Raw genomic sequence first — 25,189 nt, 5'->3', positions numbered from 1 at the left:
TTTTGGTGTTGTTGCGTGTAACTAGACCGAATCGCCTCCCCGGCGGCAATCTCTAAGGGACAACGCCTTGGAGGTCGGCGCCAGATGGACAAGTACGAGCTGTACTGCCTGGTGGATCCGCGTTTCTACGACTCGCTCGAACACGGCACGGCCGAAGACGCCGACTTTCCCATCCTGCGTGAACCCCTGCCCGACGGTTGGTCCACCGCCCTGACCGACACGTGGTGCTATTACGCCCCCGACAACGAGCCGCCCCTGCCCGCCCAAGGCTGGAAGATCCACGTGTCCGCCCGCGTGGAGGACGCCGAGCAGGCTATCGCCGCCGTGTGGGACTACTGCCTGCAGCGCCGGATCGCGTTCAAGTTCCTGCGCGGCACCCCCGTCCTGATCATGGTCAACTCCAAGGCCGCCTCCCGGGCGTCCAGCGGCAAGCTGATCACCGTCTACCCGAGGGACGAGGGCCAACTGGAGCTCGTCCTGAAGGAGCTCGACGAGTTGCTGCGCGGCGTCGAGGGCCCGTACATCCTCAGCGACCTGCGCTACGGCGCCGGCCCGCTGTTCGTCAGGTACGGCGGGTTCGCCGAGCGGCACTGCCTGTCCGGCTCCGGCGAGCGCGTGCTGGCCGTCGAGGACGGCGACGGGCGGCTGGTGCCCGACGTGCGCGGCGCGACGTTCTCGGTGCCGCCGTGGACGACGCTGCCCGGGTTCCTGGAGCCGCATCTGGCCGCGCGCAACGCCGTGACGACGACCGGGCTGCCGTACCGGGTCGAGAGCGTGCTGCACTTCTCCAACGGCGGCGGCGTCTACCTCGCGCGGGACACGCGTACGGAGGAGCGGGTCGTGCTCAAGGAGGCCAGGCCGCACGCCGGGCTCGACGCGGCCGGACGCGACGCCCTCACCCGGCTCCGCCACGAACGCGACATCCTCCGGCGCCTGGACGGCCTGCCCGCCGTGCCCGCGCTGCTCGGCTACTTCGCCCTGGGCGAGCACGAGTTCCTCGTGCAGGAGTTCGTGGACGGGACGCCGCTGCAGCGGCGGCTCGTGCAGCGCTACCCGCTGACCCGCGCCGACCGCACCGAGCCGGACCTGGCCGACTACACGGCGTGGGCGGTCGAGACGCTGGAGAGCGTGGAGCGGGCCGTCGAGTCGCTGCACGAACGCGGGGTCGTCTTCGGCGACCTGCACCCGGACAACATCCTGCTGACCGCCGAGGGCCGGGTGGCGCTGATCGACTACGAGGTCGCCACCCTCGTCGCGGACGGGGCCCGCGCCGCGCTGGCCCATCCCGCCTTCATCGCGCCCCCCGACCGCCAGGGCGTGGACGTGGACCGCTACGCGCTGGCCTGCCTGCGGCTCGGCCTGTTCGCGCCGCAGTGCACGATCATGCTGCCGCTGCACCGGGCGAAGGCGGCCCAGCTGGGGAAGATCGTCAAGGAGACGTTCCCCGTGCCGGAGGCGACGGTGGACGCCGCCGTCGCGGCCATCGGTGGGGACGGCGACCCCGTGATCATGCCGGACACCTGGCCCGAGCTGCGGGACGCGATGTGCCGGGCCATCGTGGCCGGCGCCACGCCCGCGCGCGACGACCGGCTCTTCCCCGGCGACGTGGCCCAGTTCCGGCCGGGCGGCGGGCTCAACCTGGCCTACGGCGCGGCCGGCGTGCTCTTCGCGCTCCACCGGGCCGGCCTCGGGCCGTTCCCCGAGTACGAGCGCTGGTTACGCGACCGGGCGCTGCGCCCCGTCCAGGGCTCCGGGCTCGGCCTGTACGACGGGCTGCACGGCATCGCGTACGTCCTGGGCCTGCTCGGACACCACGAGCACGCGCACGAGCTGGTCGACGTCTGCCTGCGCGAGAAATGGGAGCGGATGGAGTCGGCGCTGTTCTCCGGTCTGTCCGGCATCGGGCTGAACCTCCTCGACTTCGGCCGCGCCGACCTCGCCCTGCGCGCCGTGGACATCTGCGCCGAGCGGCTCGCCGAACCCGTCCCCGAGCTCAGCGGCGGCCCCCATCCGAGGGCCGGGCTCATGTACGGCTCGTCGGGGCCCGCGCTGCTGTTCCTGCACGCGTACGAGCGCACCGGCGACCGGGCCCTGCTCGACCTGGCGGCGACCGCGCTCCGGCAGGACCTGCGGCGCTGCCGGCACGCCGCGGACGGCTCGCTCCAGGTGAACCAGGGCTGGCGGGTGCTGCCGTACCTGGACGAGGGGTCGGCCGGCATCGCCCTCGTGCTGGAGCGCTACCTCGCGCACCACCACGACGAGGAGCTCGCGACGGCGCTGGCCGAGCTGCGGCTGGCCGGGCACGCCGGCTTCTTCGTCCAGTCGGGGCTGTTCACCGGCCGGGCGGGCATGCTCGCGGCCCGCGCGGGCGACCCGCGGGAGCACATCAAGGGCTTGAGATGGCACGCGCTGCCGTACGGCGGGGGACTGGCGTTCCCCGGCGACCAGCTGCTGCGCCTCTCCATGGATTTCGCGACCGGAACGGCGGGCGTGCTCTTCGCCCTCGGCACGGCCCTGGGCGACCAGCCTGGCCACCTGCCGTTCCTGGCGGCCGCTCCCGGGCGGCCCGCCCCCTACGAGTCACGGAAGGAGGTGTAACGGATGGTACTTCTCGACCTGCAGGGTCTCGAGGCGCCCGCGGCCAGCGATGTCGCCAGTGGTGGCAGCACGCTGACGGTTCTCTCGTGTCACTCGGGCAAGCCCAGCAACCTCAGCGTTGCGGTTTGCCACTGATCGCTATATCAGTCCCCGCGCCGTGTCACACGGCGCGGGGACGCCGACTTCAAGGAGGCATCGGGTGCTAGCGGGTGACCGGCTGGTGATCGGGACGGTACGGCGTAGCGGCCCCTGGCCCGCCGTCCTGGCCGTCACGGCGCTCGTGGGCGCGGCCGGTGAGCTGGCGGTCCCGTACCTCGTCGGGCGCACCGTGGACGCCTTCGTCCTGCGCCGGCCGGACGGCTCGTCCTGGCTGGCGCTCTCTGCGTATGCTGTCGCCGCCGTCGTGCTCTGCGAGAGCCTCGGCGTCTGGGCCCGCGGCGCCTGCGGCGCGTTCGCCGCGGCCAGGCTGCGGCTGGGCGTCCTGCGCCACGTGCTCGGCGCCGGGCCGGCCGCCACCCGGCGTTTCCCGGAAGGCGAGCTGGTCACCCGGGCCGGACTGAACGCCGAGGAGGCGGGCCGGGCCCCGGAGACGGTGACCGGCGCGCTCGCGCTGCTCGTGCCCACGGCGGGCGCGCTCGTCGCGCTCACGCTCATCGCGCCCGTCCTGACGCTGACGCTCGGGGTGGGCATCGTCGTCATCCTGTTCGTGCTGCGCGCCTTCCTCCGCGCGACGACGGTGATCTCGGGCGGGTACCAGGAGGTGCAGGGGGAGATCGCCGCCCGGCTCGTGGACGCCATGGAGGGGGCGCGCACGATCGCCGCGGCGGGGACCGCCGCCCAGGAGGCGCGGCGCGTCCTGGAGCCGCTGCCCCGGCTGCGGGCCCACGGCATGTCGCTGTGGCGGGCCAACGCCGGGGCCGCGGTCCAGTCGGGGCTCGTGGTGCCGCTGCTGGAGGTGGCGGTGCTGATCGTCGGGGGGTTCATGCTCGCCTCCGGCCGGCTCACGGTCGGGGAGCTGTACGCCGCCGCCCGCTACGCCGTGCTCGGGGCGTCCCTGAGCACCTCTCTGGGCTACGTCGGCGGGCTGGCCCGGGCCCGGGCGGCCGCCGGGCGGGTGGCCGAGATCTTCGAACTCGCCCCCGTCGCGCACGGCACGCGGACACTCCCGCCCGGTCGGGGCACGGTCGAGTTCCGCGGCGTGGCGGTGGACGGCCTGACCGTCGGCGACCTCACGCTGCCCGGGGGTTCGGTGACCGCCGTCGTCGGGCGGTCCGGCGCGGGCAAGTCCCTGCTGGCCGCCCTGGCAGGCCGCCTGACCGACCCGGAGCGCGGCACGGTCCTGCTCGACGGGGTCCCGCTGCGGGAGCTGTCGCGGGAGGAGCTGCGCAGGGCCATCGGGTACGCCTTCGAACGCCCGGTCCTGGTGGGCGAGACCGTGGCGGAGGCCATCACCACGGCCGCCGGGCCTCCTGCCGTCGAGGCGGCGAAGGCGGCGTGCGCGGACGCGTTCGTCCGGCGGCTGCCGCTCGGCTACGGCACACCCCTGCGCGAGTCCCCGATGTCCGGTGGCGAGCGGCAGCGGATCGGCCTGGCCAGGGCGTTCGCTCAGGGGGAGCGGCTGCTGGTTCTCGACGACGCCACCTCCAGCCTCGACACCGTGACGGAGCGCGAGGTCGGCCGGGCGCTCACCACCGATCGGCGGGGCCGTACCCGGCTGATCGCGGCCCACCGGCTCGCCACGGCCGCCCGCGCCGACCAGGTCGTCTGGCTGGAGGGCGGGAGGGTGCGCGCCCGGGGGCCGCACGACGTGCTGTGGCGCGACCCGGCCTACCGCGCCGTCTTCCAGGGAGCGACACCATGAAGGCGCTCGTCCGACGGCGGCAGGCGGCGCGGGGTGTGTTCTGGCGGGCCTTGGGGCGGGAGCCGCGGCGGCTGGCCGCGATCGGGTTCTGGTCCGTGCTCGAGGCGGCGCCCGCGTTCCTCATCGGGCACGCCGTCGCCCGCGCCATCGAGGACGGGTTCGCCAGGGCCGAACCCGCGACCGGGCTGGCGTGGCTGGCCGCGCTCGGCGTCGCGTGGCTGGTCGGGGCGGTGGCCGCGCGGCAGGTCGTGCTGGGGGTCGCGGCGGTGGCGGAGCCGTTCAGGGACGACCTCCTGACGCACGTCGTCGAGGGGACCCTGAACCGGGGCGCGAGCCGCGACAGCGCCGCGGTGGCCAGGGCGACGCTCCAGGTCGAGCTGGCCAGGGACGCCTTCGCGGCCGTGGTCACGACCGTCAGGGGGTTCGTGTTCACGGTGGCCGGCGTGGTGCTGGGCCTGGCGACGCTGGCCCCGCAGGCGCTCGCGCTCGTGCTGCCGCCGTTCGCGATCGGGCTCGGGCTGTTCCTGGCCTCGTTGCCCGCCCTCGCACGCAGGCAGCGGGCGTTCCTGCTGGCCGACGAACGGCTGGCCGACGAGATGACGGCCACGGCGGGTGGCCTGCGCGACATCGAGGCGTGCGGCCTGCGCGAACCCGTGGCCGCGCGGCTGGATCGCCAGGTCCGCGCGCAGGCCGCCGCCGCCCGCGCGCTCGCCCGGGTGACCGCCGCCCGCACCGCGGCCCTGGCCGTGGGCGGCTGGCTGCCGGTCGTTCTCGTGCTGGCCGGCACCCCGCGGCTGCTGGACGGCGGCCTCGGCCCCGGCGTGATCGCCGGCACGCTCGCGTACGTCACGCAGTCCCTGGCCCCCGCGCTCGGCGGCCTCGTGCAGGGCCTCGGCGTCAGCGGCATCCGGCTGGCCGCCACGCTCGGCCGCATCGCCGCGTCCGCCCCGCCCATCGGGCCGTCCATCGGGCCGCCCCGGCCCCGGATCCGCCCCAGCGCCTGCGACGTGCGGCTCTCCGCCGTCACCTTCGCGTACGGCCCGCACTCGGCCCCCGTCGTCGACCGCCTGGACCTCACCATCCCCGAGGGTGACCACCTCGCGGTCGTGGGGCCCAGCGGCGCCGGCAAGTCCACGCTCGCGGCCCTGGTCAGCGGCATGCTCCAGCCCGATACGGGCGAGGCGCTGGTCGGCGGCGTCCCCGCCGACCGGCTCAACCCCGCCGCCCGCGTGCTGATCCCCCAGGAGGCGTACGTCTTCCGCGGCACCCTCATGGAGAACCTCATCGCCCTCGGCACGCAGGACGCCCCCGATCTCGCCGGGAAGCTGGACGAGGCCGTCACGGCCGTCGGCGCCCGCGAGCTGGTGGACGAGCTGGGCGGCTACGAGGCCCGCCTCGACCCGGCGGCGCTGTCGGCCGGGCAGCGCCAGCTCATCGCGCTCGTGCGCGCCTACCTCACCCCCGCCCCCCTGGTCATCCTCGACGAGGCCACCTGCCACCTCGACCCCGCCGCCGAAGCACGTGCGGAGACCGCGTTCGCGCGGCGCGGCGGCACGCTCGTCGTCGTCGCGCACCGCCTCACCTCCGCGCTGCGCGCCCGCCGCATCCTCCTCATGGACGGAAGCCGGGTGACCACCGGCACCCACGACGAACTGATCAGGACCTCTCCGCTCTACGCCGACCTGGCCGGCCACTGGCACCCGGAGCCCGTGTCATGAAATTTCTGGACAAGTATCCGCGCGCCGAGCGCCTCCCCGGCAGCTCGACGCCAGGCGAGATCGACGACCCGTACCGCGGGCTCGAAGACCCCGACGACCCCGCCACCAAGACCTGGCTGGCCGAGCAGGACCGGCTGTGGCACGACAGCGCCGCCCGGCTGCCCCAGCGCGAGCGCTTCCTCGCCCGGCTCACCGAGCTCAGGGAGACGGGCCTGGTCACCCCGCCGGTCTGGCGCGGCGACCGGAGCTTCCACCTGCGCCAGACCACTTCCCAGGAACACCCGGTCCTCCACTGCGGCGACCGCGTCGTCCTCGACCCCATGGACCTCGATCCCACGGGCCTCACGACCCTGGACGACTGGCAGCCCGACCTGGAAGGGCGCCTGCTGGCGTACCAGATCTCGCGCCGGGGCGACGAGAAGGCGGACCTGTACGTCAGGGACGTCGGCACCGGGGCCGTCGTGGACGGGCCCATCGGCGGCTGCCGCTACTCCGCGGTCGCCTGGCTGCCGGGCGGCGCGGCCTTCTACTACGTGCGCTTCCACGAGGGCGTCTACCTGCACACGATCGGCGACGCGGCGGACGTCCCCGTCTTCACGCGAGGGCCGGTCCGGTACGGCGTGCAGATCAGCGCCGACGGCCGCCGGCTGACGATCTCGGCCGGCGGCTCGCTCTGGCTCGCCGAGCCGGGCGGCCGGGGCGAGCCCCGCCCCGTACCGGACGCTCTGGCCGCCGCGGTGGCCTGCGACGGCCGCCTCTACCTGGTCACCGACCGGGACGCGCCGCGGCGCAGGCTCTGCGTGGCCGATCCGGCGGAGCCCGGCGCGTGGCGGGAGCTGATCCCCGAGGACCCGGAGGCGGTGCTGGGCGCGTTCACCGTGCTCGACGGCGACCGGCTGCTCGTCGCCCGGACCCGCCACGCCGTGGGGGAGATCGCCGTCCACCACGCCCGCACGGGCGAGCGGCTGGGCTCCGTGCCGCTGCCCGGCAGCGGCACGATCGCCTCGCTGACCTCGCGCCCCGGAGGCGGCTCCGAGGCGTGGTTCGCCTACACCGACGCCGTCACGCCCTCCGAGGTCTGGCGCCACGACGTCCGCACCGGCGAGACCACCCTCTGGTCGGCCCCGCCGGGCCGCGTGAGCCGGCCCGCCGTGCGCAGCCACCACATCGAGTACGCCTCGGCCGACGGCACCCGCGTCCGCATGGTCGTGGTGGCGGGCCCGTCGGCGGGCGGCCCCCGTCCCACGATCCTCACCGGGTACGGCGGCTTCGGCATCCCCCTGCGACCCGGCTACGCCGCCGACTCCCTGGCCTGGGTCGAGGCGGGCGGCGTGCTGGCCGTCGCCAACCTCAGAGGCGGTGGCGAGGAGGGCGAGGAGTGGCACCGGGACGGCATGCTGGAGCGCAAGCAGAACGTCTTCGACGACTTCGCGGCCGCCGCCGGCAAGCTCATCGCCGACGGCTGGACGACCCCCGGGCAGCTCGGCATCTGGGGCGAGTCGAACGGCGGCCTCCTCGTCGGCGCGGCCCTCACCCAGCGGCCCGGCCTGTTCGCGGCGGCGGTGTGCTCGGCGGGCCTGCTCGACATGGCCCGCTACCACCTCGGCGGCCTCGGCCCCTCCTGGACCGGCGAGTACGGCGACCCCGACGACCCCGAACAGCTCGGCTGGCTGCTCGCCTACTCGCCCTACCACCACGTCAGAAAGGGGACGGACTACCCGGCGACGCTGCTCACGGTCTCGGCGGGCGACACACGGGTCGATCCGATGCACGCGCGCAAGATGTGCGCCGCCCTGCAGTGGGCGGCCGGCGGGGACCGGCCGATCCTGCTCCGGCACGAGCCGGACGTGGGCCACGGCGCGCGGGCGGCCAGCAGGTCGGTCGCGCTGGCGGCGGACGCCCTCGCCTTCCTGGCCGCGCACACGGGCCTGGAGGTGATCGGCCTAGATCCAGCCTGACTCCCTGGCGATGCGGATGGCGTCGATCCTGCTGCGGGCACCCAGCTTGGCCGTCGTCTTGGACAGGTAGTTGCGTACCGTGCCCTCCGACAGGAACAGCGACGCCGCGATCTCCCCGATCGACGCCCCGTCCGCCGCGGCCCCGATCACGTCCAGCTCGCGCGGCGTCAGCGGCGCCTCGGGCGGCCGCATGGCCGCGATGGCCAGCTCCGAGTCGATGACCCGCTCTCCCTCGGCCACCCGGCGGATCCCGTCCGCCAGCCGGTCGGGCGGGGCGTCCTTGGCCATGAAGCCCCGTACGTGCACGTCGAGCGCCTGCTTGAGCAGGCCCGGCGTGCCCACGCCGGTCAGGATGAGCACCCCGCACTCGGGCAGCTTCGCGTGCAGCTCGCCGGCGGCGGTGAGCCCGTCCTTGCCGGGTAACGCGATGTCGATGACGGCGACGTCGGGCCGGGTGGCCCTGGCCGCGGCCAGGATGCGATCTCCCCTGGAGACCTCGGCCACGACCTCGATGTCTTCCTCATAAGCCAGCAGCGCCACGATCGCCCCGCGTACCAGGTTCATGTCCTCAGCGAGCAACGTTCGAATCACCATGCGTCCTTGCGGTCGGCCGGCTTGCAACGTCTGCGGGCTTCCTAATCCTGACTTATTGACCCGGATGTGAAAAGTCCTGCCAAATAACCGTCAGGCCAAACATGCGCTTTTGTGGAATGGTCATGGACATGGAACCACGCGTACGCCCCCTCCCGCCCGAAGAATGGGACGATTTCACGAAGGCGAACCCGCAGAACGTGTTCACCACGCTGGCCCGCCACCCCGCGCTCTACAAGGGGTGGCTGGGTTTCGGCGGCGCGCTGCTCGACGGCACGCTGCCCGCCCGCGACCGGGAGCTGGCCATCCTGCGCACCGCCTACCACACCGGCAGCGCCTACGTGTGGGCCCACCACGCGCGCCTGGGCAGCGCGGCCGGGCTCACCGACCTGGAGATCGCCTCAGTGAGCCACCCGGACGCCCTCTGGCCGGTCGAGGACCAGCTCATCCTCCAGGTCGCCGACGACCTCCACTCCATCGGCGACCTGACCGACGCCACCTGGACGGCGCTCTGCGACCGCTACGACGAGCCGGGCCGGATCGAGCTGGTCGTGCTGGTGGCCCACTACACCATGCTGGCGCTCGTGCTCAGGACGCTCAGAGTGGAACTCGAGGAGTGATCATCGTGACGCCCGGCACCGAGCCGATCGAGGCCAGCGCCTTGCCGGCGTCGGCCAGCCCGATCGTGCGGGTGACGAGCTGGTCGGGATGGAGGATCCCGGCCCTGATCATCTCCAGCATCGGCGGGTACGCGTGCGCGGCCATGCCGTGGCTGCCCAGCAGCCGCAGCTCATGGCCGATCACGCGGCCCATCGGCACCGGCGTCGGCCCTCCCGGCAGCAGCCCCACCTGAACGTGGCGGCCCTTGCGGCGCAGGCTCTCGATGGAGGCGGCGCAGGTCTGCGGGCTGCCCAGCGCGTCGATCGACACGTGGGCGCCGCCCCTGGTCAGCTCTCTGACCTGGGCCGCCACGTCCCCGGCCGAACCGTTGACGAAGTGCGTGGCGCCCGCCCGCTCCGCCAGGTGCAACGCGTCGGTGCTGATGTCCACGGCCACCACGCGGGCCCCGGCCGCCGTCGCGATCATCACGGCCGACAGGCCCACGCCGCCGCACCCGTGCACCGCGACCCACTCGCCCGGCCGCACCTCGCCGACCTGCGCCACGGCGCGGAAGGCGGTGGCGAAGCGGCAGCCGAGCCCGGCCGCCGTGGCGTAGTCCATGTCCTCGGGGATCGCGATCAGGTTGACGTCCGCGTGGTCGATGGCCACGTACTCGGCGAACGAGCCCCAGTGGGTGAAGCCGGGCTGCGTCTGCCGCTCGCACACCTGCTGGTCGCCGGTGGCGCACGACGGGCACGAGCCGCAGGCGCAGATGAACGGGACCGTCACCCGCGCCCCCGGCAGCCAGCCGCGCACGTCGGAGCCGACCGCCTCGACGACGCCGGCCAGCTCGTGGCCCGGCACGTGGGGCAGGATCTTGATGTCGGGGTCGTGCCCCTGCCAGCCGTGCCAGTCGGACCGGCACAGCCCCGTCGCCTCGACCCTGATCACCGCTCCGTGCGGGGCGGGGGATGGGTCGGGCAGCTCGCGCACGTCGAGCTCACCGCCGAAGATGTCAAACGCAACCGCTCGCATCTCATGAGCTTAGGGTCAGTTGCCGCAGGTCGCGCAAGGCCTGGTGGGAGGGCGAACCGGGTTCGGTGGTGTAGAGGACGAGGCGGAGGTCGTCGCGGTCGGGCACGGGCATGACCTGGCAGATCGCGTCGATGGTGCCGACCAGCGGATGCGTGACCTGTTTGCGCTGCTCCCTGCGGATCTCGACCTCGTACCTGGCCCACAGCTCGGCGAAGTGCGGGCTGAGCGCGAGCATCTCGGCCACCAGCGCCTGGATCTTGCGGTCGTCGGGGTAGCGGCCCGCGGCGGCGCGCAGGTCGGCGACGGAGGAGCGGGCGAAGCGGCCCTTCTCCTCGTCGCTGAGATACTCGGCGATGTGGGGGGACATGAAGACCCAGCGGATGACGTTGCGGTCGTCCGGGCTCACGGTGTCGAGGCCGCCCATGAGCACGTTGGCCAGGGGGTTCCAGGCGCGGATGTCGTACCTGGCGTCCAGCACGTACGCGGGGACCTCCTCCATGAACCCGATCAGGTGCAGCAGGCTCTCGGGCAGGTCCTCCCTGATCCGGGGCGTCTCCACCGCGTGTCCGGCCAGGTGGAGCAGGTGGGCGCGCTCGTCACGGCCCAGCATGAGCGCCCTGGCCAGCGCGTTGAGCACCTGCCTGGACGGGTGCGGGCCCCGGCCCTGCTCCAGCCGGATGTAGTAGTCGATCGACATGCCGGCGAGCTGCGCGACCTCCTGCCTGCGCAGGCCCGGCGTGCGGCGCCGCTCGCCGCCCGGCAGGCCCACCTCGGCGGGGGTGACACGGGCGCGCCTGACGCGCAGGAAGTCGGCGAGTTCGTCGCGGTTCATGCCTCCATCCTCAGTGATGTCCGGCCGCGCTTGGGTGGTACCGGTGATACCAGCCTCTCCAGACCTCTCCCGAACTCGCTGTGACCTGGGCGAACGTGGACGCATGACGAAGATTGCCCTCATCACGGGCGCCAACAAGGGGATCGGCTACGAGATCGCGCGGCTGCTGGCCGAGCAGGGTGTCACCACGATCGTGGGGGCGCGTGACGAGGAGCGCGGGCGGGCCGCCGCGGAGCGGCTGGGGCAGCCGTACATGCGGCTCGACGTGACCGACGAGGCGAGCGTGGCCGCCGCCGCGAAGTGGGTCGAGCAGGAGTACGGCCGGCTGGACATCCTGGTGAACAACGCCGGGATCACCGGCGGCTTCATGGACCCGCGTCCCAGCGCCACCCCCGCCGGGGTGCTCAGGGAGGTCTACGAGACGAACGTGTTCGGCGTGGTGACGGTCACCAACGCGATGCTGCCGCTGCTGCGGGAGTCGGAGGCCGGCCGGATCGTGAACATGACGTCCGAGCTGGGCTCGCTGACCATGGCGATGGACCGGGAGAGCCCTTTCTGGGACGTCAACATCATGCCCTACAACTCCTCCAAGACCGCGCTCAACATGGTCACCGTCAGCTATGCCAAGGAGCTGATCGACACTCCGATCAAGGTGAACGCGGCCAATCCCGGCTACTGCGCCACCGACCTCAACGGGCACAGCGGGTTCCAGACCGCCGAGCAGGGCGCGGCCATCGCCGTGCGGCTCGCGACCCTCGACGCCGACGGCCCTACCGGGGCGTTCCTGGAGGACAGGGGATCTATCCATTGGTGAGGTGTCAAGCCTGGTGAATAGGACAGAAGGGGGTGATGGGACGAGATCTAGATAAGGAGCGCTTCTCCGAGGCGGAGTACGCCGCCTTCGGGGAGCGGATCCGGGAGCAGCTCGGCGTCCTGCGCGAGCTGCTCGCCACCCCCGGCTTCGGCCAGGGCCCGGCGACGGTCGGGGCCGAGCTGGAGCTCTTCCTGATCGACGAGCGGGGCCGGCCGCTGCCCCGCAACAGCCAGGTGCTCGAAGCCCTCGGCGACCCCCGCGTGGTGCTGGAGCTGGGCCGCTACAACATCGAGGTGAACCTGACCCCGACGCCGCTGGCCGGCCGGCCCTTCGAGCGGCTGAGCGGCGAGGTGCAGGAGACGATCGTCAAGGTGGACGGGGCGGTGGAGGGCGGAGGCGCGCTGCCCATCGGCATCCTGCCCACGCTCGACGCCGAGGACTTCACGGTCGGCGCGATGAGCGACCAGAACCGCTACCGGGCCATGAGCAGGGGCATCAGGCGGCTGCGGCTGGAGCCGTTCCTGGTCAAGATCGACGACCTGGAGCTGTCGGTGGAGGACGTGATCCTCGAGAGCGCCAACACCTCCTGGCAGGTGCACATCCGCACGCCGCCCGACCGCTTCGCCCGGCTGTTCAACGCCGCCCAGCTGGCCATCGGCCCGGTGCTGGCCGCCTGCGGGAACTCGCCGTTCTTCCTCGGCAGGCGGCTGTGGGAGGAGACGCGCATCGCGCTGATGGAGGAGGCCGCCGACGACCGGGACGTGCAGCGGCGCGAGCGCAGGGACGGGCGGGTCACGTTCGGCTCCGACTGGGTGCGTGAGGGGGCGTATGAGCTGTTCGAGCGGTACGTGCGGGACTACGACCCCGTGGTGCCCGATCTGAGGGACGACGCGGAGCCGTACGAGGTGCCGGAGCTGCGGCTGCACCAGGGCACGATCTGGCAGTGGAACCGGCCCGTCTACGACCCGGCCGACGGCGGTCACCTGCGGATCGAGATGCGGGCGCTGCCGGCGGGCCCGTCGTGCGCGGACATGGCGGCCAACACCGCGTTCCTGCTCGGGCTCACGCTGTCGCAGGCGGAGCGTGACCTGACCGGCTTCCGGTTCGGGGAGGCGTACCAGAACTTCTACCGCGCCGCCATGGACGGGCTGGACGCCAAGCTCTCCTGGCCCGGCTCCGACGTCGACTTCGAGGCCGCCGACCTGGTGCTCCGCCTGCTGCCCGAGGCGCGGGAGGGGCTGCTCGCGGCGGGGGTGACGCCGTCGGACGCCGACGGCGCGCTGGATGTGATCGCGCAGCGCACCCGGCTGCGCCGCACGGGCGCGGCCTGGCAGCGGGAGGCTCTGGAACGTTTCCAGGGCGACCGGGAACGACTCGTACAGCGTTACCGTGAGCTGTCACTGTCGGGGCTTCCGGTGCATTTGTGGCCCTGAAGGCAAACTTCTCTCGCACTCCGTCCGTCAAACTAGGTCAAGGGACGGCAAAGCGAGGAAGTTATGGCGGCAACGGGGATGGTACCCACGAACAAGGCACCTTTCGCCTTGCGCAGGGAAACGGGCGACCTGGCCGAAGGGGCGGCGAAGCTGGCGGGGGAGATCGGCGGCGCCGGTGTCGAGGCGGTGCTGGCGCAGGCGAACAGGATGGCGACCCGCAAGGGGGCATCGGGCGCGCTCGGGGCGATGAGCCCGAAACCGTCCGAGTGGTACGCGTTCGACGTCAAGGACCAGGACACGGTCGACTGGTACCCGCAGGGGCTGACCTGCTCGGACGAGTCGGGCTCCATCGGGGTGCCGGCGTTTCTGGCATCCTGGTATTTCAAGCCGGAGGTGGGTGAGCGGGGCATCAGGGTGTCCTTTCTCAGCCCCAAAACCCTGAAATATCAGCATGCGCTGCTGGTCGAGGCGAAACCTGATGGCTCGTACGGGCCTATCAACATCCACGCGGGCGGCATCGCGTGCGACGGCGACCTGGTCTACATCGCCGACACCAAGCGGGGGCTGCGCGTCTTCGACCTGAAGCACGTGCTCGACCTGCGCACCGCCCAGAACGACCTGGGCGACCCCACGCGGGTCGGGCGGCAGGGCGGCAAGTTCCACGCCTTCGGCTACCGGTACGTGATGCCGCAGACCGACTTCTGGAAGGTTGCGAAGCCGGGGCCGCTCTTCTCGTTCGTCTCGATCGACCGCAGCGGCGGCACGCCGCGGCTGGTCACCGGCGAGTACCGCGAGAACGACCCGGGCGGCTGGGTGGGCCGCTGGCCCCTGGGCCTGGCCGGAGGCGAGCCCGAGGACGCCTTCGTGATGGGACAGCCCAAGATCCAGGGGGCCATCTCGTGGGGCGGCAAGTGGTACCTGAGCCAGGCGGCCGGCGCGAACGCCAACGGCAAGCTGCTCGTCCAGACCGACGGCAAGCTGGAGACGCGGGGGTTCCCCATCGGGCCGGAGGACCTGACGGTGCAGGGCGGCAAGCTGTGGAGCGTCACCGAGTTCAGGAACCGCCGGATCATCTTCGGCGTGCCCCTCTAACGGTTTTCAGTCCTTGAGGTGCTCGTACAGCACCTCGCGGTAGTGGCGGTCGAAGTCGTCGTAGCGGGCGCGCAGCTCCGCGCCCGGCCAGCCGGTCGGCAGCAGCTCCCGCGGGAGCAGCGGGTCTGCCAGGAGGTGGCGCAGCACGGCGGCCGAGACCAGGAAGCCCTCGGCCAGGCCGCCGGCCCGGTCAAAGGTGCGGTCGAGGGCCCGCTCCAGCTTGCGGGCCTCGGCCGCCCAGCCGTCCAGGTCCCACAGCAGGGGAGTGGGGTCGTCGTGCGGGCGGCCGTCGATCAGCGTGCACTGCGCCGTGACGGCCTCCGGCCACGCGCGCACCAGGTTGGCGGGCCGCATCCAGGTGCCCTCGCGCAGCTCGGCCAGGCGCAGCGCGGTCATCATGGCCCGGAACGCGGCCCGGTCGGCGGGCGCGCGCCGCTCCGCCGTGACCACGGCGACCTCCCACGTGCCGTCCCACGGCCTGGTGTGCGGGTCGCGGCTCTCGTCCTGCCTGGCCTGGCGCTCGGCGAGCCGCTCCGACAGCGTGTAGAAGCGGCCGTCCTGGAGGAGGTCGCCGGCCGCGACCATGCGCGACAGCGCCACCCGTACGGTGCCCTCGGCGATGCCGAACAGCGCGCCGATGCGCACCAGCTGCCGGGCCGGCAGCCGGGGCGGGTGGCTGCCCAGCAGCGCGCTCAGCACGGCCGATCTGGCACTCAGGGTGTTACGCTCTTCCATCGCGTGTCGAGTATATGTAACACTCGCGAGTATGGGGCGCTATCTCATCGAACCTTTCGACCGCAGCGACCGTTACGCCACCGAGCGCTACCAGGGCGCCGCCGGGCGCAACTGGTGGACCTGCGATCCCACGCTGCGCCTGCTCATGCGGCGCCACCTGGGCGAGGGCTTCGCCTGGGCGGAGCCGCGCCTGGACCGGCTGGGCGCGCTGATGGGCGGGCTCGTGGCCGAGTGCGCCGAGGAGACCGACCGCAACCCGCCGCGGCTGGAGAAGTACGACAAGTGGGGCAGGGACGTCAGCGAGGTCGTCATGCCGCCGTCGTTCCACGCGGCCCGGCGGGCGCTCATGGAGGACAACTTCACCTCTCCGTCCTTCGCCGCCGAGGCCCGGGCGCACGGGGCGAACCCGGCCGCGCTCGCCGCCGCCTGGACGTACCTGCTCGATCAAGCCGACATCGGGATGGGCTGCGCGCTCGGCACCGGAGGGGACATGGTGGTCTCCCTCGCCGAGAAGTACGCGCCCGAGGACGTACGCGATCGGGTGCGGGAGATCTTCGCCAACGGCTACTACTCCGGCGAGGCCGCTCAGATGTTCACCGAGCGGACGGGCGGCTCCGACCTGGCCGCGCTGGAGGCCACGGCGGAGCCCGCGGGCGACGCGTGGCTGCTGACGGGCTTCAAGTGGTTCGCCTCCAACGCCAACGGATCCGCGTTCGTGGTGCTGGCCAGGCGCCCTGACGGGAACGTGTCGCCGTTCCTCGTGCTGTGGGACCGGCGGGACGGAAGCCGCAACGGCGTGCGGATCAGGCGGCTCAAGGACAAGCTCGGCACCCGTTCGGTCGCCTCGGCGGAGGTCGAGTTCAGTGACGCGGAGGCCTTCCCTCTCTCGGGAGAGGGCTCCGGCTCCGGGCTCGGGACCATGATGAAGCTCACCAACGCCTCCAGGCTCGGCGTGGCCATGATGGGCGTCGGCGTGGCCAGGCGCGCGCTCGTGGAGTCGATCTGCTACGCCCGGTCCCGCGAGGCGTTCGGGCGGCCGCTCATCGACCAGCCGCTCATGCGCCGCAAGCTGAGCGAGCTGATCGTCGAGGTCGAGGCCGCCCAGGCGCTCGCCTTCGACGGCCTCGCCGGCCCCCGCCTGCGCATCGCCCCCGCCCTGATCAAGCTGCGCGCCGCCCGGCTCGGCGTGACGGCGGCGAGCGACGCGATCGAGGTGCACGGGGGCAACGGCTACATCGAGCAGTGGCCGGTGGCCCGCCTCCTGCGCGACGCCCAGGTCAACCCGATCTGGGAGGGCGGCGACAACATCCTCTGCCTCGACGTCCGGCGGGCCATGGTGAAGGAGCAGGCCCACCTGCCCTTCCTCGACCGCCTGCGCGACCTGGCCACCTCCGACCTGGTGCACGCCCGCATCGACGACCTCGCCAAGGCCGTCTCGGCGTGGGCCGCGCTGGAGCCCGCGGTGGCGGAGGAGCGGCTGTATCCGCTGGCGCAGTTCATGGCCGACGTGTACGCCGCCGCCCTGCTGGAGGACCAGGCCACGTGGGGCCTCGACGACGGCCGCAAGGCGCTGGTGGCCCGCCTCTACGCCGAGACCCACCTCGCGGATCACGGCCCGCTGCGCGGCATCGACCGCCCGGAGGAGGGCTCGGAGCTGTTCGACAACCTCGTTTCGGGAGCTGTCACGCTCTGACAACCTGGATCCACACGAGCATTGGTACGGCGAACCATCTGAGGGCCTGACAGATGAACCGGCAGCAGGGTTCGACGGGCCAAGGCTATGCTGCTGGTCGATGATGGACGTGCAAGATCCGTGGCTGCTGCACTTCACCCACGTAGACAATCTGGGGAGCGTTGCCCGGACCGGGCTGGTGGCCGACAATCTTCAGCCGCCACTGGTCGTAGAGTGTGCTGAGCAGGGGATCAAGGAGCTTCGGAGAACACGGTCGGTCCCTTTGGGTCCGTTGGGTGTGGTCGCCGATTACGTACCCTTCTACTTCGCTCCGCGCTCGCCCATGCTGTACCGGATCAACAGCGGTGGGGTCCGTGGCTACGACCAGGGGCAAACGCCCCTCGTCTACCTGGTGACCCGGCTCTCGGCGATTGCCGCATCGAACCTTGCCTGGGTGGCGAGTGATCGAAACGCGGCACTCGCCACTGCACGGTTCACTACCACGCAGCGTGAACTGGCCACCCATATAGATTGGGCGCTCATGGAGGCGGAGTACTGGGCCAACACCGACGAGGACGGGTCTCGTGTGCAACGCCGCATGGCCGAACTACTGGTTCATGAGCGCGTGCCGTGGATGGTTTTCTCCCGTGTGTACGCTCACACCGAGTCCGTGGCCGCGGTCGCCCGCAAGACCCTCGAAGGTCTGGGGCATCGTCCTTCCGCGGAGGTCAGAGCACACTGGTACTTCTAGAACGGTATCGAAAACACATTCGATCAGGGATAATTGGTGAGGGGGTGAACTGAAGTGATCAGGGAAGTCAGCGGTAACTTGCTGCGCGATGATGCTCAGGTGCTCGTCAACACGGTCAACCTGGTCGGTGTCATGGGCAAGGGCATAGCGCTTCAGTTCAAGCGGGCGTTCCCGGAGGTCTTCGCCACCTACGCCGAGGCTTGCGCTCGTGGCGAGCTTCGACCCGGAAAGATCTTTCCCGTGCGGCTCGCGGGCACGGATCGCTGGGTCCTCAACTTCCCGACCAAGCGTCATTGGCGGCAACGCTCCCGGCTTGACGACATCGTCGCCGGCCTGGACGACCTGGCACGCCTCCTCGTCGATCTAGAGATCCGGAGCGTCGCCGTGCCTCCCCTCGGCTGTGGGAATGGAGGGTTGCAATGGTCCGTTGTGCGCCCACTGATCCTGGAGAAGCTTGGCAGCCTTGACGTGGACGTCCGCCTCTATGGGCTGGGAACGCCTCATCCACGGGACATGGTGACGGGCGCAGACCAGCCCCACCTCACACCCGCTCGGAGTAGATTGATCGCCACCCTGTCCAGGTACGTGGCTCTTGCCTTCGAGTCCGGCGTGTCGATGACGCCCCGACTGTCCTTGCTGGAGGCGCACAAGATTCCCTATCTCGTCCAGTGCGCCGGGCTGGACCTGGGGTTGCGCTTCACTCCACACATTTACGGCCCCTTCTCCGTCCGGCTCAACCAGGAACTGGCGGCCATGGAGGGCCACTACCTTCTCGGTTACGGGGACGGCACTCTGGGCGCAAGAGCCGTGCTTCAGGTTCAGCCGGAAGCAGCCGCTGCAGCGGAAGCAGCCGTTGCCGAGGATCTGGCGTTTGAGCGAGCATGGGAGTCGGTCCGCCGTGCTGTCGTGGGTTACGAGTATCCCGAGGGCATGGAGTTGCTGGCGACCGTTCAGTATCTGGCCTCGAAATCGGGAGTGGTCGCCGACCACGGCGCTCTTGTGAGCGAGATGGCCGCCTGGAGTTCTCGTAAGCAGCGGCTCTTCACCCCCAGCGATATCGGGGGTGCCTTCAACCGGCTATGCGAGTCGGGTCTCCTCACGCGCCAGTAGTTCACATCTCGTTCAGCTCCGTCGGCAGGGCAAGATGCTGATGAGTCCGGACACGGTCGCCGCACAGCCGGGCCATGCCGTCGACATCGGAGGTCAGAATGGCCACAAGGCCCGGCTGATGCAGTGCCACGCTCTTATCGGAGACTCAGGCACCTGTCACACACGCAGAACGGTGACCTCGCGGCCGGACGGCGACCGACCGGATGGTACGGACAATGACACTGATGGCAGAATCAGCGGGCAACGGGACCTCTGGGCTCGGGCGATCTTGGCGGATTCCTGATGTATCGGAGGTCCCGTTGCCAACGCCGGCTCGACACGCCGGCAACAGCGCCGCGCTGTCTGGAGCCGGGCAGCCAGTGTCCGTCCGCTGATCCGCAACACGCCCGCCATGTCAACTTAGCGTAATGGTATAGTCACCGTCAGGCGATGGTCGTGGACCTCGACCACGAATGTGAGTCCTTCAGCTGACGGCCAGCGCTGACTCATCAGGCGGGCATGCCGGGCAGACCTGGAGGGCGCACATGGGCTTTTGGGGCACCTACATCGTGGCGCGTGCGAACCAGCCGCTGACCGGGCTCCCGGCACTGCGGCAATCGGCGGCCAACGCCAGCTGGCACTGGCAGGGACCGGACCGATGGCGTGCCGTGCAGGTCGACCGCGGCCCCGCCGGCTGGGACTCGCCGACCCTTCCCCACGCCTGGGACGGCCTGCTCACAGGGCTGATGCAGCAGGCAGGACACCCGGTCCTGGCAGCCGTCATCAAGCACAGTGAGGGCGTCCAGCTCCTCGGCCGCAGCCCCGTGGCCGGCCACTGGGGCGGCTGGCTCATGGCCGACGGCATCACTTGGCGTTCGCTGCCCGCCGACGGACCGGCCCAGTCCTGGGACGAAAACGGCGAGCATCATGCCGAGGACCCCGCCGAGTACCAGCGACGCCGCCAAGCGGCGCTCGACCGCCTCTACACGGCTGCGGGGCCGCCCGGCTCCGCAGCCGCACCATCAGCCCTCGCATGGGCCAGAGAAGCCGGCCTCACGCCCGACCCCGCCGCAGTAACCACCGCCCTGGACGCCAAAGGCGTCTTCGCCGAGGACGTGCTCTTCCAACTCTTGGCCGCCCTCGGCATACCAGACCTCCCCACCGGGTACCACAACTAGCCGTATCTCCGACTAGACAGGCCGATGAGCTCAGATGCCGATGAGCCGGACACGGTCGCCGCACAGTCGGGCCATGTCGTCGACATCGGAGGTCAGTATGGCCACCGGGCCCGGCTGGCGCAGTGCCACCTCGGCGACCGTCGCGTCGATCGCGTACTTGTGGCCGTGCAGACCTGCTCCCTTGAGCAGCTTCGCAGCCGCCTTCGCCGCACTCTCGGTTACAGGCTCGACCTTGACGCGGGAGAGCGCCCAGTGCAGTCGAGGCATGTTCACCCGCGTGTGGCTGACTTCCACGATGGTGTTAGCGCCGATGACGAAATCGGCGCCCATGGTCTGGAAAACCTGGAACATGGCGAGAATCTTGCGATCCTGTGCGATCCAGGCGGAGACCCCTTGGGAGTCCAGGACGACGGTTTCGACGTGCTCGATCACGCCGCGCCCGCTGAACCATCGAGGCCTGCCGCCCCGAATATCCTGGAGCGGGCCTGAGTCAGCTCCTCCTCGCTGAACTCTCCATGCTCCTCCTGGTAACTCAGCAGGTCGGCGCCGAGGAGTTGATGCCGCAGCTGACGTGCCACCGCCTCGGCGACATAGCCGGAGACGTTGTCGGTGAGCTTCCTGAGCTCAGCAACCTGGTCACTCGGTAGCGTCACCGTGATGCGTGTCGTATCCGCCATGAATCAAGCATACTGCGGTATGCGCAATGGCGCCCTTCGCTCGTGACAGCCCGCTGACCCTCAATCGGCGGCTTCGAGGATCGGCACGACCTCGGGTCGGGGACGGTTGCTCGGGCATGTACTCGCGAATGGTTCGGACGTACATGCAAGTGAGATATGTATCCAGCTACTGGCGGCCATGGTCTCCCATCTATAGCCATCTCGTTGAGTATGCGGCATTCCGCTTTAACCCAATCTTCCCTGTAGTTACCATGCCATCGACCCCGGTATCTCCCACCTCCACGAGATCGGGCGATGATGGCGACAAAGGAAGAAATTGACGCCGCCCGGCGTCAGATCGAACGATTACGCGATGAGCATGCGAATGACGTGATCGCGCTGGTTCGCCTGGTCGATGACGGCGCGCTCAAGGGTGAGGCGGGCGACAGGCTCGCCGCCGATCTGCGCGCGTGGGACCGGGGCTTCAAGGACCTGTTCACGCGGGCCATGTCTGTGCTGGACTCCTTGCAGCCGTCCGGGCCGGGCAAGGGAGCGGCTCCTCGATGAGCTCAATGGTCGGCATCAACCCCACGCTGATGACGCAACTGATCAACGGCATGAAGCGCGTCAGCGGCACTATCCCGGACGTCGGTCTCCAGGTGGAGCGGGCCGTGACCGCGCTGGGTGTCGAGCTGTACGGCCCGGCCCATGCCATCGGCCGGCAGATGAGCGAGCAGATTCCCGCGCTCCAGGGCCGTCTCGACCTGATACTCGCCGAACCCGATCGCAAATCCGGCAAGGCCGGCATTCTCTGGGCCAACGAATCCGACTGGCTGTCGAAGTCCCCCGCCGAGGGCGCGGCCTCGGCCAAGGCCCTGGCCACAGAGCTACGGGAACAGATCAGGACCCACTCGCTCGACGCCAAGACGGTGGCCGAGATCGAGCGGCACAAGAACGATCCGTACTTCGCGATCGCCTTCGCCAAGGAAATACCGCCGCGCGAGCTCAAGGCCCTGATCAACAAGGTGTATGGGGTCGGCCTCCCGCAGTCGGGCCGCCCGGACCAACGCGACGTCCGGACCCAGGACAGGCTCCTGACCATGCTCAGCAAGATCCTTGGCACGGCTTCACGCGGGGTGGGCCCGATGAAGCCGGCCGATGACTATGCCGATCAACTGGTCGAGGGCATCGAGAACCCGCAGGACGCGTTCGCGGTGAAAAGGCTGCTTCAGGACGGCCAGTTCGACCACTCGTTCTTGCTCACGGTGGTCCGGAAGCTGTACGACAAGGACGTGGCCCATCCGCCCGACCCGAGCCTGCCGCGAGACGTCTGGGCGAAGCCCGGCCCCAAGGACATCTCGCCCGGCGACCTCAGCCCCATGGGCACGGCCCTGGTGGCACTCGCCCACCATCCCGCCGTCGCCCAGGACTTCTTCACCGACCCGCAGCGAAAGCCGCTGGCCTACCTGATGCGCCAGCACCACTGGGATGGCGACGCTGACAAGGATCTCGGTTGGGCCATCGAGGCGGCCAGCACGGAATTCCGCGATCACGACCTGCCGCCGGGCAATTCGCGCGGCTACAAGTCCGCCCTGATCGCCTCGTGGGCGGCTCACTTCTGGAGCGATGCCAAGGTCCAGAAGAATCTTCCCAATACCCGTGGCAACCTCGGCGAGATCTTGGCCCAATACACCGGGGATCTGCATCGCGATCTCCAGTCCTTCAGCGAGAAAACGCCGGCCGTGGTGACAGAAGCGGACCCGGACAAGAACCTGCTAGGCGCGGGGCCGTACGGTGCCAAGTTCAATGCGTCAGAGGTCAAGAAGGCGATGACATGGGCGTTCGCAGACGACGACGCGTTTCAGAGCGTGGCCGCCGCGCACGGACTGTATTCCGCCAAGGTGCTGGACGAGTTGGCTGCGAAGGTCGCGAAGGAGGTCGACGCTGATTTCGCGGAATGGCGGAAGTCGCACCCGGAGGCCACCCAAAAGCAACTCGACGCCGCACGGCAGGACATCCTCGAAGAGCGCATGAGCCGCAGCGGAGGCGCGGAATTCTCCAGGGCGACGCGCGGCCTTGGCATGACGACCTGGGTGATCGCCGATGCCGCCAATATCTCCAAGATCGGAGAGGCGAAGGAGAACGATGCACGCGTCGCCGCCTTCAAGGAGATGACGGAGAAGGTCGTGGGGCTGGCCCCGGGGCCGCAGGGGAAGTTCGTCGGGCTCTTGGTCGACGAGGCCAAGAGCGCGATCTTCGGAAAGATCAAGTCCAGCCACGAGGACCAGGCTCGCCAGGACGCGGACACCGCGATGGGAGCGGCCAAGCACATGTTCACCGATCTCACGGCGGCCACGATGATGCGCCACGGCCTGTTCGGGGACGGATCCGTGCCCGCCAAGACGCACCCATACCGCTACAAGGATTTCTCTCCGGGCTCGAAAGGCCACTTCTTGGTGAACGGGGAGATCAAGTCCTGGGCCGATATGAATGCCGACGAGCGCGAGGCTTACGAGGAGTGGTTGAATCTGAATGAGACGGGTCGCGTCTTCGGTCGTCCGGATGAATCCATCGAGGCTGGCTTCAGGGGCGCAGAAAAATACTATTCCGGACATGGCTCATGAGACTTAGATCATTAGTGCTCCCCGTCCTTGTAATCCTTGTTCAGGTGGGAGGGTGCACATCTCCTCCCGCTCCGCCGCCGGATACCCGGCCACTCGGTAATGTGACCGCCACCCCGCGAGAGTGCGACCTGATCTCGGCAAATGCCATCAAGATCGCAACCGGCCTCAATGATTACAAGGCCTTCGGGACGAAGATGGACATGGGTCGAAGCTTCGAGTCGTGCACTGTGAGCGAGAAATCCGACACCGAAGAAACCCAAGGCCTCTTGATCGAAGTGTTCGACCCATCTCCAAACGACGCGGAAGACTTGGAGAACACCAAGCTGTCCACCCGGGGGAAGGACTTGTCCGATGAACTCGGGCCGGGCTTCGCGGCGCGGAGAAAGAACGCCCAGGACGAGACCATCGCCTTCGTCTACGGATGGACCCCCGACTACAAGCGTCTTCTCACCGTCAACATCATGGAAGGGGCGCCAGGCCGGGACTCTCTCGCGGACGCGACCGAATTCTTCCGCCAGCTCAAACCCCTCCTGTTGGACAAGCCGAAGTGAAACCGCCGGGCCGGCGAGCGAGCAGATCGACGAAGGCGTCGGTCAGCCCTGTCTCATGTTCCGCTCCCGCAAGGTCTGGACTGGCCTGACCGTCATACAGTTCGACGCGCCGTTCGCCCACTTCGGCATCCGTGCCCGAGCCTCTGGGTAGGCGATCATGGACGAGGCGCGTCAGATGCTGGGCCGTACGCCACCGAGGTGGCCCGGGGAGAGGCCGCCTCGATCAGGTGGGAAGTGCAATCTCGCCTGAATCTCACCGACCATCCTCCTGTGAGGGCGAGACGAAGGAGCCCAGACCCCGAACGGAGTAGATGACACCTTCCTCCTGGAGTCGCTGCAGAACCTTGCGGGCCGTGCCGCGAGCGATGCCGAACTCTTGCACGATTTGGTGCTCGCTGGGCACTGGCGTATCTACCTGGTAGTCGCCCGCGGCGATCCTCTCCTTGATGATGTTCGCCACCTGGACCCACTTGGGCTGGTTGAGACGCCACTCGATCACGACGGGACGGTAGATCACTGTGCAGAACCGAAGATACCCATGAAGACCCATACTTCACCATGGTGAACCATGTGGATGTGCGCTACGATGGCGGCGTCAAGAACGAGCGGTTGAGTCGGCTTCTTTTAGTAGAAACAAAGGTCACGCGGATGTGAGCGCCGATGTTGTGCGCGTCATCCATGAAGCTCTCGTGGGGCTCCACGTGGTGTGCCCGACGAGCAGCGTATTGATGCCGAACAAACCTCTGACATGCCCACGGAGGAACCGATGCCCGAGACCACTGCGGCCGCCACTGTGTTCGTCCCCAAGCAACGCGAGCCGGGAGCTGCCCAGCGCGCGCTCGTCGACGCGATGATCGACCTGAACCCTGGAGGTCTGACCTGGCGACGCACATTTCCCGGTGCTCCCGACCACATCCCTCACGCTCGCCACTTCACCCGGTACCTCCTGACGGATTCCTCCTGCCAGGACGACGCCGAACAGGTCGTCGCCGAACTCGCCGCCAACGCCATCCAGCACACCGCGAGTGGTCGCCCTCATGGAACCTTGATCGTCGAGATCGCCCGCTCGACCGACGTGATCACCATTGCGGTATATGACTGCGGTTGGGGTGGCGTCCCTCGCCTCGGTCCACTGTGCCGGACCTACGCGGAGTGCGGCCGGGGATTGGCCCTCGTCGCCGCGATCGCAGACGAAGTCGGCTATGAAGGCAACGACGAGGTGGGCCACAAGGTATGGGCGAAGATTCACATGCATGCCGGCTCATAAGAGGTTTCTGATGCCTGCAGAGTCGAAGATCGAGGAGCGCGTCGAGCTGACAAAAGCCTGCCCGCCATCGATGTGCAGCGCAGCCAGTCAGAGAGGGTCCGGCGTGTGGCGACTCACCGTGCATGGCACGGAGC

General features: G+C 70.0%; 25 protein-coding genes. 17 read left to right on the top strand and 8 right to left on the bottom strand.

The annotated features are described in order from the left end of the window. Positions 1-84: 84 nt before the first annotated feature. The 5 genes from lanKC to ACWDRB_RS00595 all read left to right on the top strand — a co-directional run bounded on the left by lanKC (position 85) and on the right by ACWDRB_RS00595 (position 8,135). Positions 85-2,598, top strand: a complete 2,514-nt coding sequence (gene lanKC, locus ACWDRB_RS00615; protein ID WP_449891296.1) for a class III lanthionine synthetase LanKC — start codon at positions 85-87, stop codon at positions 2,596-2,598. 3 nt (positions 2,599-2,601) lie between these two features. Further along, positions 2,602-2,733, top strand: a complete 132-nt coding sequence (locus ACWDRB_RS00610; RefSeq protein WP_355195039.1) for a SapB/AmfS family lanthipeptide — start codon at positions 2,602-2,604, stop codon at positions 2,731-2,733. 64 nt (positions 2,734-2,797) lie between these two features. After that, on the top strand, positions 2,798-4,459 hold the full coding sequence (locus ACWDRB_RS00605; protein WP_449891295.1) for an ABC transporter ATP-binding protein: 1,662 nt from the start codon (positions 2,798-2,800) through the stop codon (positions 4,457-4,459). Continuing rightward, positions 4,456-6,177, top strand: a complete 1,722-nt coding sequence (locus ACWDRB_RS00600; protein ID WP_449891294.1) for an ATP-binding cassette domain-containing protein — start codon at positions 4,456-4,458, stop codon at positions 6,175-6,177. The genes ACWDRB_RS00605 and ACWDRB_RS00600 overlap by 4 nt, the downstream gene beginning before the upstream one ends. Further along, on the top strand, positions 6,174-8,135 hold the full coding sequence (locus ACWDRB_RS00595) for a prolyl oligopeptidase family serine peptidase (protein ID WP_449891293.1): 1,962 nt from the start codon (positions 6,174-6,176) through the stop codon (positions 8,133-8,135). The genes ACWDRB_RS00600 and ACWDRB_RS00595 overlap by 4 nt, the downstream gene beginning before the upstream one ends. On the opposite strand, the gene ACWDRB_RS00590 is transcribed toward ACWDRB_RS00595, so the two are convergent. After that, positions 8,121-8,729, bottom strand: a complete 609-nt coding sequence (locus ACWDRB_RS00590) for a response regulator (RefSeq protein ID WP_397365424.1) — start codon at positions 8,727-8,729, stop codon at positions 8,121-8,123. The two genes, ACWDRB_RS00595 and ACWDRB_RS00590, sit on opposite strands and share 15 nt — an antisense overlap. Positions 8,730-8,851: 122 nt before the next feature. Here ACWDRB_RS00590 and ACWDRB_RS00585 point away from each other — a divergent pair, with 122 nt between their 5' ends. After that, positions 8,852-9,346: a carboxymuconolactone decarboxylase family protein gene (locus ACWDRB_RS00585; protein ID WP_350722116.1), complete on the top strand. Its 495-nt coding sequence runs from the start codon at positions 8,852-8,854 to the stop codon at positions 9,344-9,346. On the opposite strand, the gene ACWDRB_RS00580 is transcribed toward ACWDRB_RS00585, so the two are convergent. Beyond that, positions 9,324-10,361 carry a zinc-dependent alcohol dehydrogenase family protein gene (locus ACWDRB_RS00580; RefSeq protein ID WP_449891292.1) on the bottom strand — a complete coding sequence of 346 codons (1,038 nt, stop codon included), beginning with the start codon at positions 10,359-10,361 and terminating at the stop codon, positions 9,324-9,326. The two genes, ACWDRB_RS00585 and ACWDRB_RS00580, sit on opposite strands and share 23 nt — an antisense overlap. A gap of 1 nt (position 10,362) precedes the next feature. Continuing rightward, entirely contained in the window at positions 10,363-11,193 is an 831-nt protein-coding gene (locus ACWDRB_RS00575; RefSeq protein WP_350722113.1) for a helix-turn-helix transcriptional regulator, read from the bottom strand. A 103-nt stretch (positions 11,194-11,296) separates the two neighbouring features. Here ACWDRB_RS00575 and ACWDRB_RS00570 point away from each other — a divergent pair, with 103 nt between their 5' ends. The 3 genes from ACWDRB_RS00570 (at position 11,297) to ACWDRB_RS00560 (ending at position 14,532) form a co-directional block, all read left to right on the top strand. Further along, on the top strand, positions 11,297-12,007 hold the full coding sequence (locus tag ACWDRB_RS00570) for an SDR family oxidoreductase (protein ID WP_449891291.1): 711 nt from the start codon (positions 11,297-11,299) through the stop codon (positions 12,005-12,007). A gap of 35 nt (positions 12,008-12,042) precedes the next feature. Next, a complete protein-coding gene (locus ACWDRB_RS00565; protein ID WP_449891290.1) occupies positions 12,043-13,440 on the top strand; it encodes a glutamate--cysteine ligase in 1,398 nt (465 codons plus the stop codon). A gap of 108 nt (positions 13,441-13,548) precedes the next feature. Further along, positions 13,549-14,532, top strand: a complete 984-nt coding sequence (locus tag ACWDRB_RS00560; RefSeq protein WP_350722108.1) for a hypothetical protein — start codon at positions 13,549-13,551, stop codon at positions 14,530-14,532. Between the two features lie 6 nt (positions 14,533-14,538). Here the strand turns inward: ACWDRB_RS00560 and ACWDRB_RS00555 are convergent, their stop codons facing one another. Further along, entirely contained in the window at positions 14,539-15,267 is a 729-nt protein-coding gene (locus ACWDRB_RS00555) for a PaaX family transcriptional regulator C-terminal domain-containing protein (RefSeq protein ID WP_449891289.1), read from the bottom strand. Positions 15,268-15,298: 31 nt separating this feature from the next. On the opposite strand from ACWDRB_RS00555, the gene ACWDRB_RS00550 reads away from it, so the two are divergent. From ACWDRB_RS00550 to darG, 3 genes are all read left to right on the top strand, one after another. Beyond that, complete coding sequence (locus ACWDRB_RS00550; protein ID WP_449891288.1) at positions 15,299-16,960, top strand: acyl-CoA dehydrogenase family protein; 1,662 nt, start codon at positions 15,299-15,301, stop codon at positions 16,958-16,960. 100 nt (positions 16,961-17,060) lie between these two features. Continuing rightward, positions 17,061-17,690, top strand: a complete 630-nt coding sequence (darT, locus tag ACWDRB_RS00545; RefSeq protein WP_449891287.1) for a type II toxin-antitoxin system toxin DNA ADP-ribosyl transferase DarT — start codon at positions 17,061-17,063, stop codon at positions 17,688-17,690. Positions 17,691-17,744: 54 nt separating this feature from the next. Continuing rightward, positions 17,745-18,800: a type II toxin-antitoxin system antitoxin DNA ADP-ribosyl glycohydrolase DarG gene (gene darG / locus ACWDRB_RS00540; protein ID WP_449891286.1), complete on the top strand. Its 1,056-nt coding sequence runs from the start codon at positions 17,745-17,747 to the stop codon at positions 18,798-18,800. Between the two features lies 1 nt (position 18,801). Here the strand turns inward: darG and ACWDRB_RS00535 are convergent, their stop codons facing one another. Then, complete coding sequence (locus tag ACWDRB_RS00535; RefSeq protein ID WP_449891285.1) at positions 18,802-18,930, bottom strand: hypothetical protein; 129 nt, start codon at positions 18,928-18,930, stop codon at positions 18,802-18,804. Positions 18,931-19,324: 394 nt separating this feature from the next. Between ACWDRB_RS00535 and ACWDRB_RS00530 the strand changes: the two genes are divergently transcribed. Continuing rightward, complete coding sequence (locus tag ACWDRB_RS00530; RefSeq protein ID WP_449891284.1) at positions 19,325-19,957, top strand: hypothetical protein; 633 nt, start codon at positions 19,325-19,327, stop codon at positions 19,955-19,957. Positions 19,958-19,987: 30 nt separating this feature from the next. Here the strand turns inward: ACWDRB_RS00530 and ACWDRB_RS00525 are convergent, their stop codons facing one another. Together ACWDRB_RS00525 and ACWDRB_RS00520 are read right to left on the bottom strand one after the other, a co-directional pair. Further along, entirely contained in the window at positions 19,988-20,389 is a 402-nt protein-coding gene (locus tag ACWDRB_RS00525; protein ID WP_449891283.1) for a DNA-binding protein, read from the bottom strand. Continuing rightward, complete coding sequence (locus ACWDRB_RS00520) at positions 20,386-20,634, bottom strand: hypothetical protein (protein WP_449891282.1); 249 nt, start codon at positions 20,632-20,634, stop codon at positions 20,386-20,388. Before ACWDRB_RS00520 ends, ACWDRB_RS00525 begins: the two co-directional genes overlap by 4 nt. A 294-nt stretch (positions 20,635-20,928) precedes the next feature. On the opposite strand from ACWDRB_RS00520, the gene ACWDRB_RS00515 reads away from it, so the two are divergent. The 3 genes from ACWDRB_RS00515 to ACWDRB_RS00505 all read left to right on the top strand — a co-directional run bounded on the left by ACWDRB_RS00515 (position 20,929) and on the right by ACWDRB_RS00505 (position 23,788). Then, positions 20,929-21,180: a hypothetical protein gene (locus ACWDRB_RS00515; RefSeq protein ID WP_449891281.1), complete on the top strand. Its 252-nt coding sequence runs from the start codon at positions 20,929-20,931 to the stop codon at positions 21,178-21,180. After that, the gene (locus ACWDRB_RS00510) at positions 21,177-23,237 is read left to right on the top strand and encodes a hypothetical protein (RefSeq protein WP_449891280.1); all 2,061 of its coding nucleotides are present in this window, start codon (positions 21,177-21,179) and stop codon (positions 23,235-23,237) included. The genes ACWDRB_RS00515 and ACWDRB_RS00510 overlap by 4 nt, the downstream gene beginning before the upstream one ends. A 101-nt stretch (positions 23,238-23,338) precedes the next feature. Beyond that, the gene (locus ACWDRB_RS00505) at positions 23,339-23,788 is read left to right on the top strand and encodes a hypothetical protein (protein WP_449891279.1); all 450 of its coding nucleotides are present in this window, start codon (positions 23,339-23,341) and stop codon (positions 23,786-23,788) included. A 253-nt stretch (positions 23,789-24,041) separates the two neighbouring features. Here the strand turns inward: ACWDRB_RS00505 and ACWDRB_RS00500 are convergent, their stop codons facing one another. Continuing rightward, positions 24,042-24,287, bottom strand: a complete 246-nt coding sequence (locus tag ACWDRB_RS00500; RefSeq protein WP_449891278.1) for a GntR family transcriptional regulator — start codon at positions 24,285-24,287, stop codon at positions 24,042-24,044. A gap of 207 nt (positions 24,288-24,494) precedes the next feature. Here ACWDRB_RS00500 and ACWDRB_RS00495 point away from each other — a divergent pair, with 207 nt between their 5' ends. Continuing rightward, the gene (locus ACWDRB_RS00495) at positions 24,495-25,055 is read left to right on the top strand and encodes an ATP-binding protein (protein ID WP_449891277.1); all 561 of its coding nucleotides are present in this window, start codon (positions 24,495-24,497) and stop codon (positions 25,053-25,055) included. Positions 25,056-25,189: the final 134 nt, after the last annotated feature.

It is taken from the genome of Nonomuraea sp. NPDC003707 (assembly GCF_053587055.1).
The sequence above is the reverse complement of the archived record's forward strand: the minus strand, read 5'-3'. Positions and strand labels throughout refer to the sequence as shown.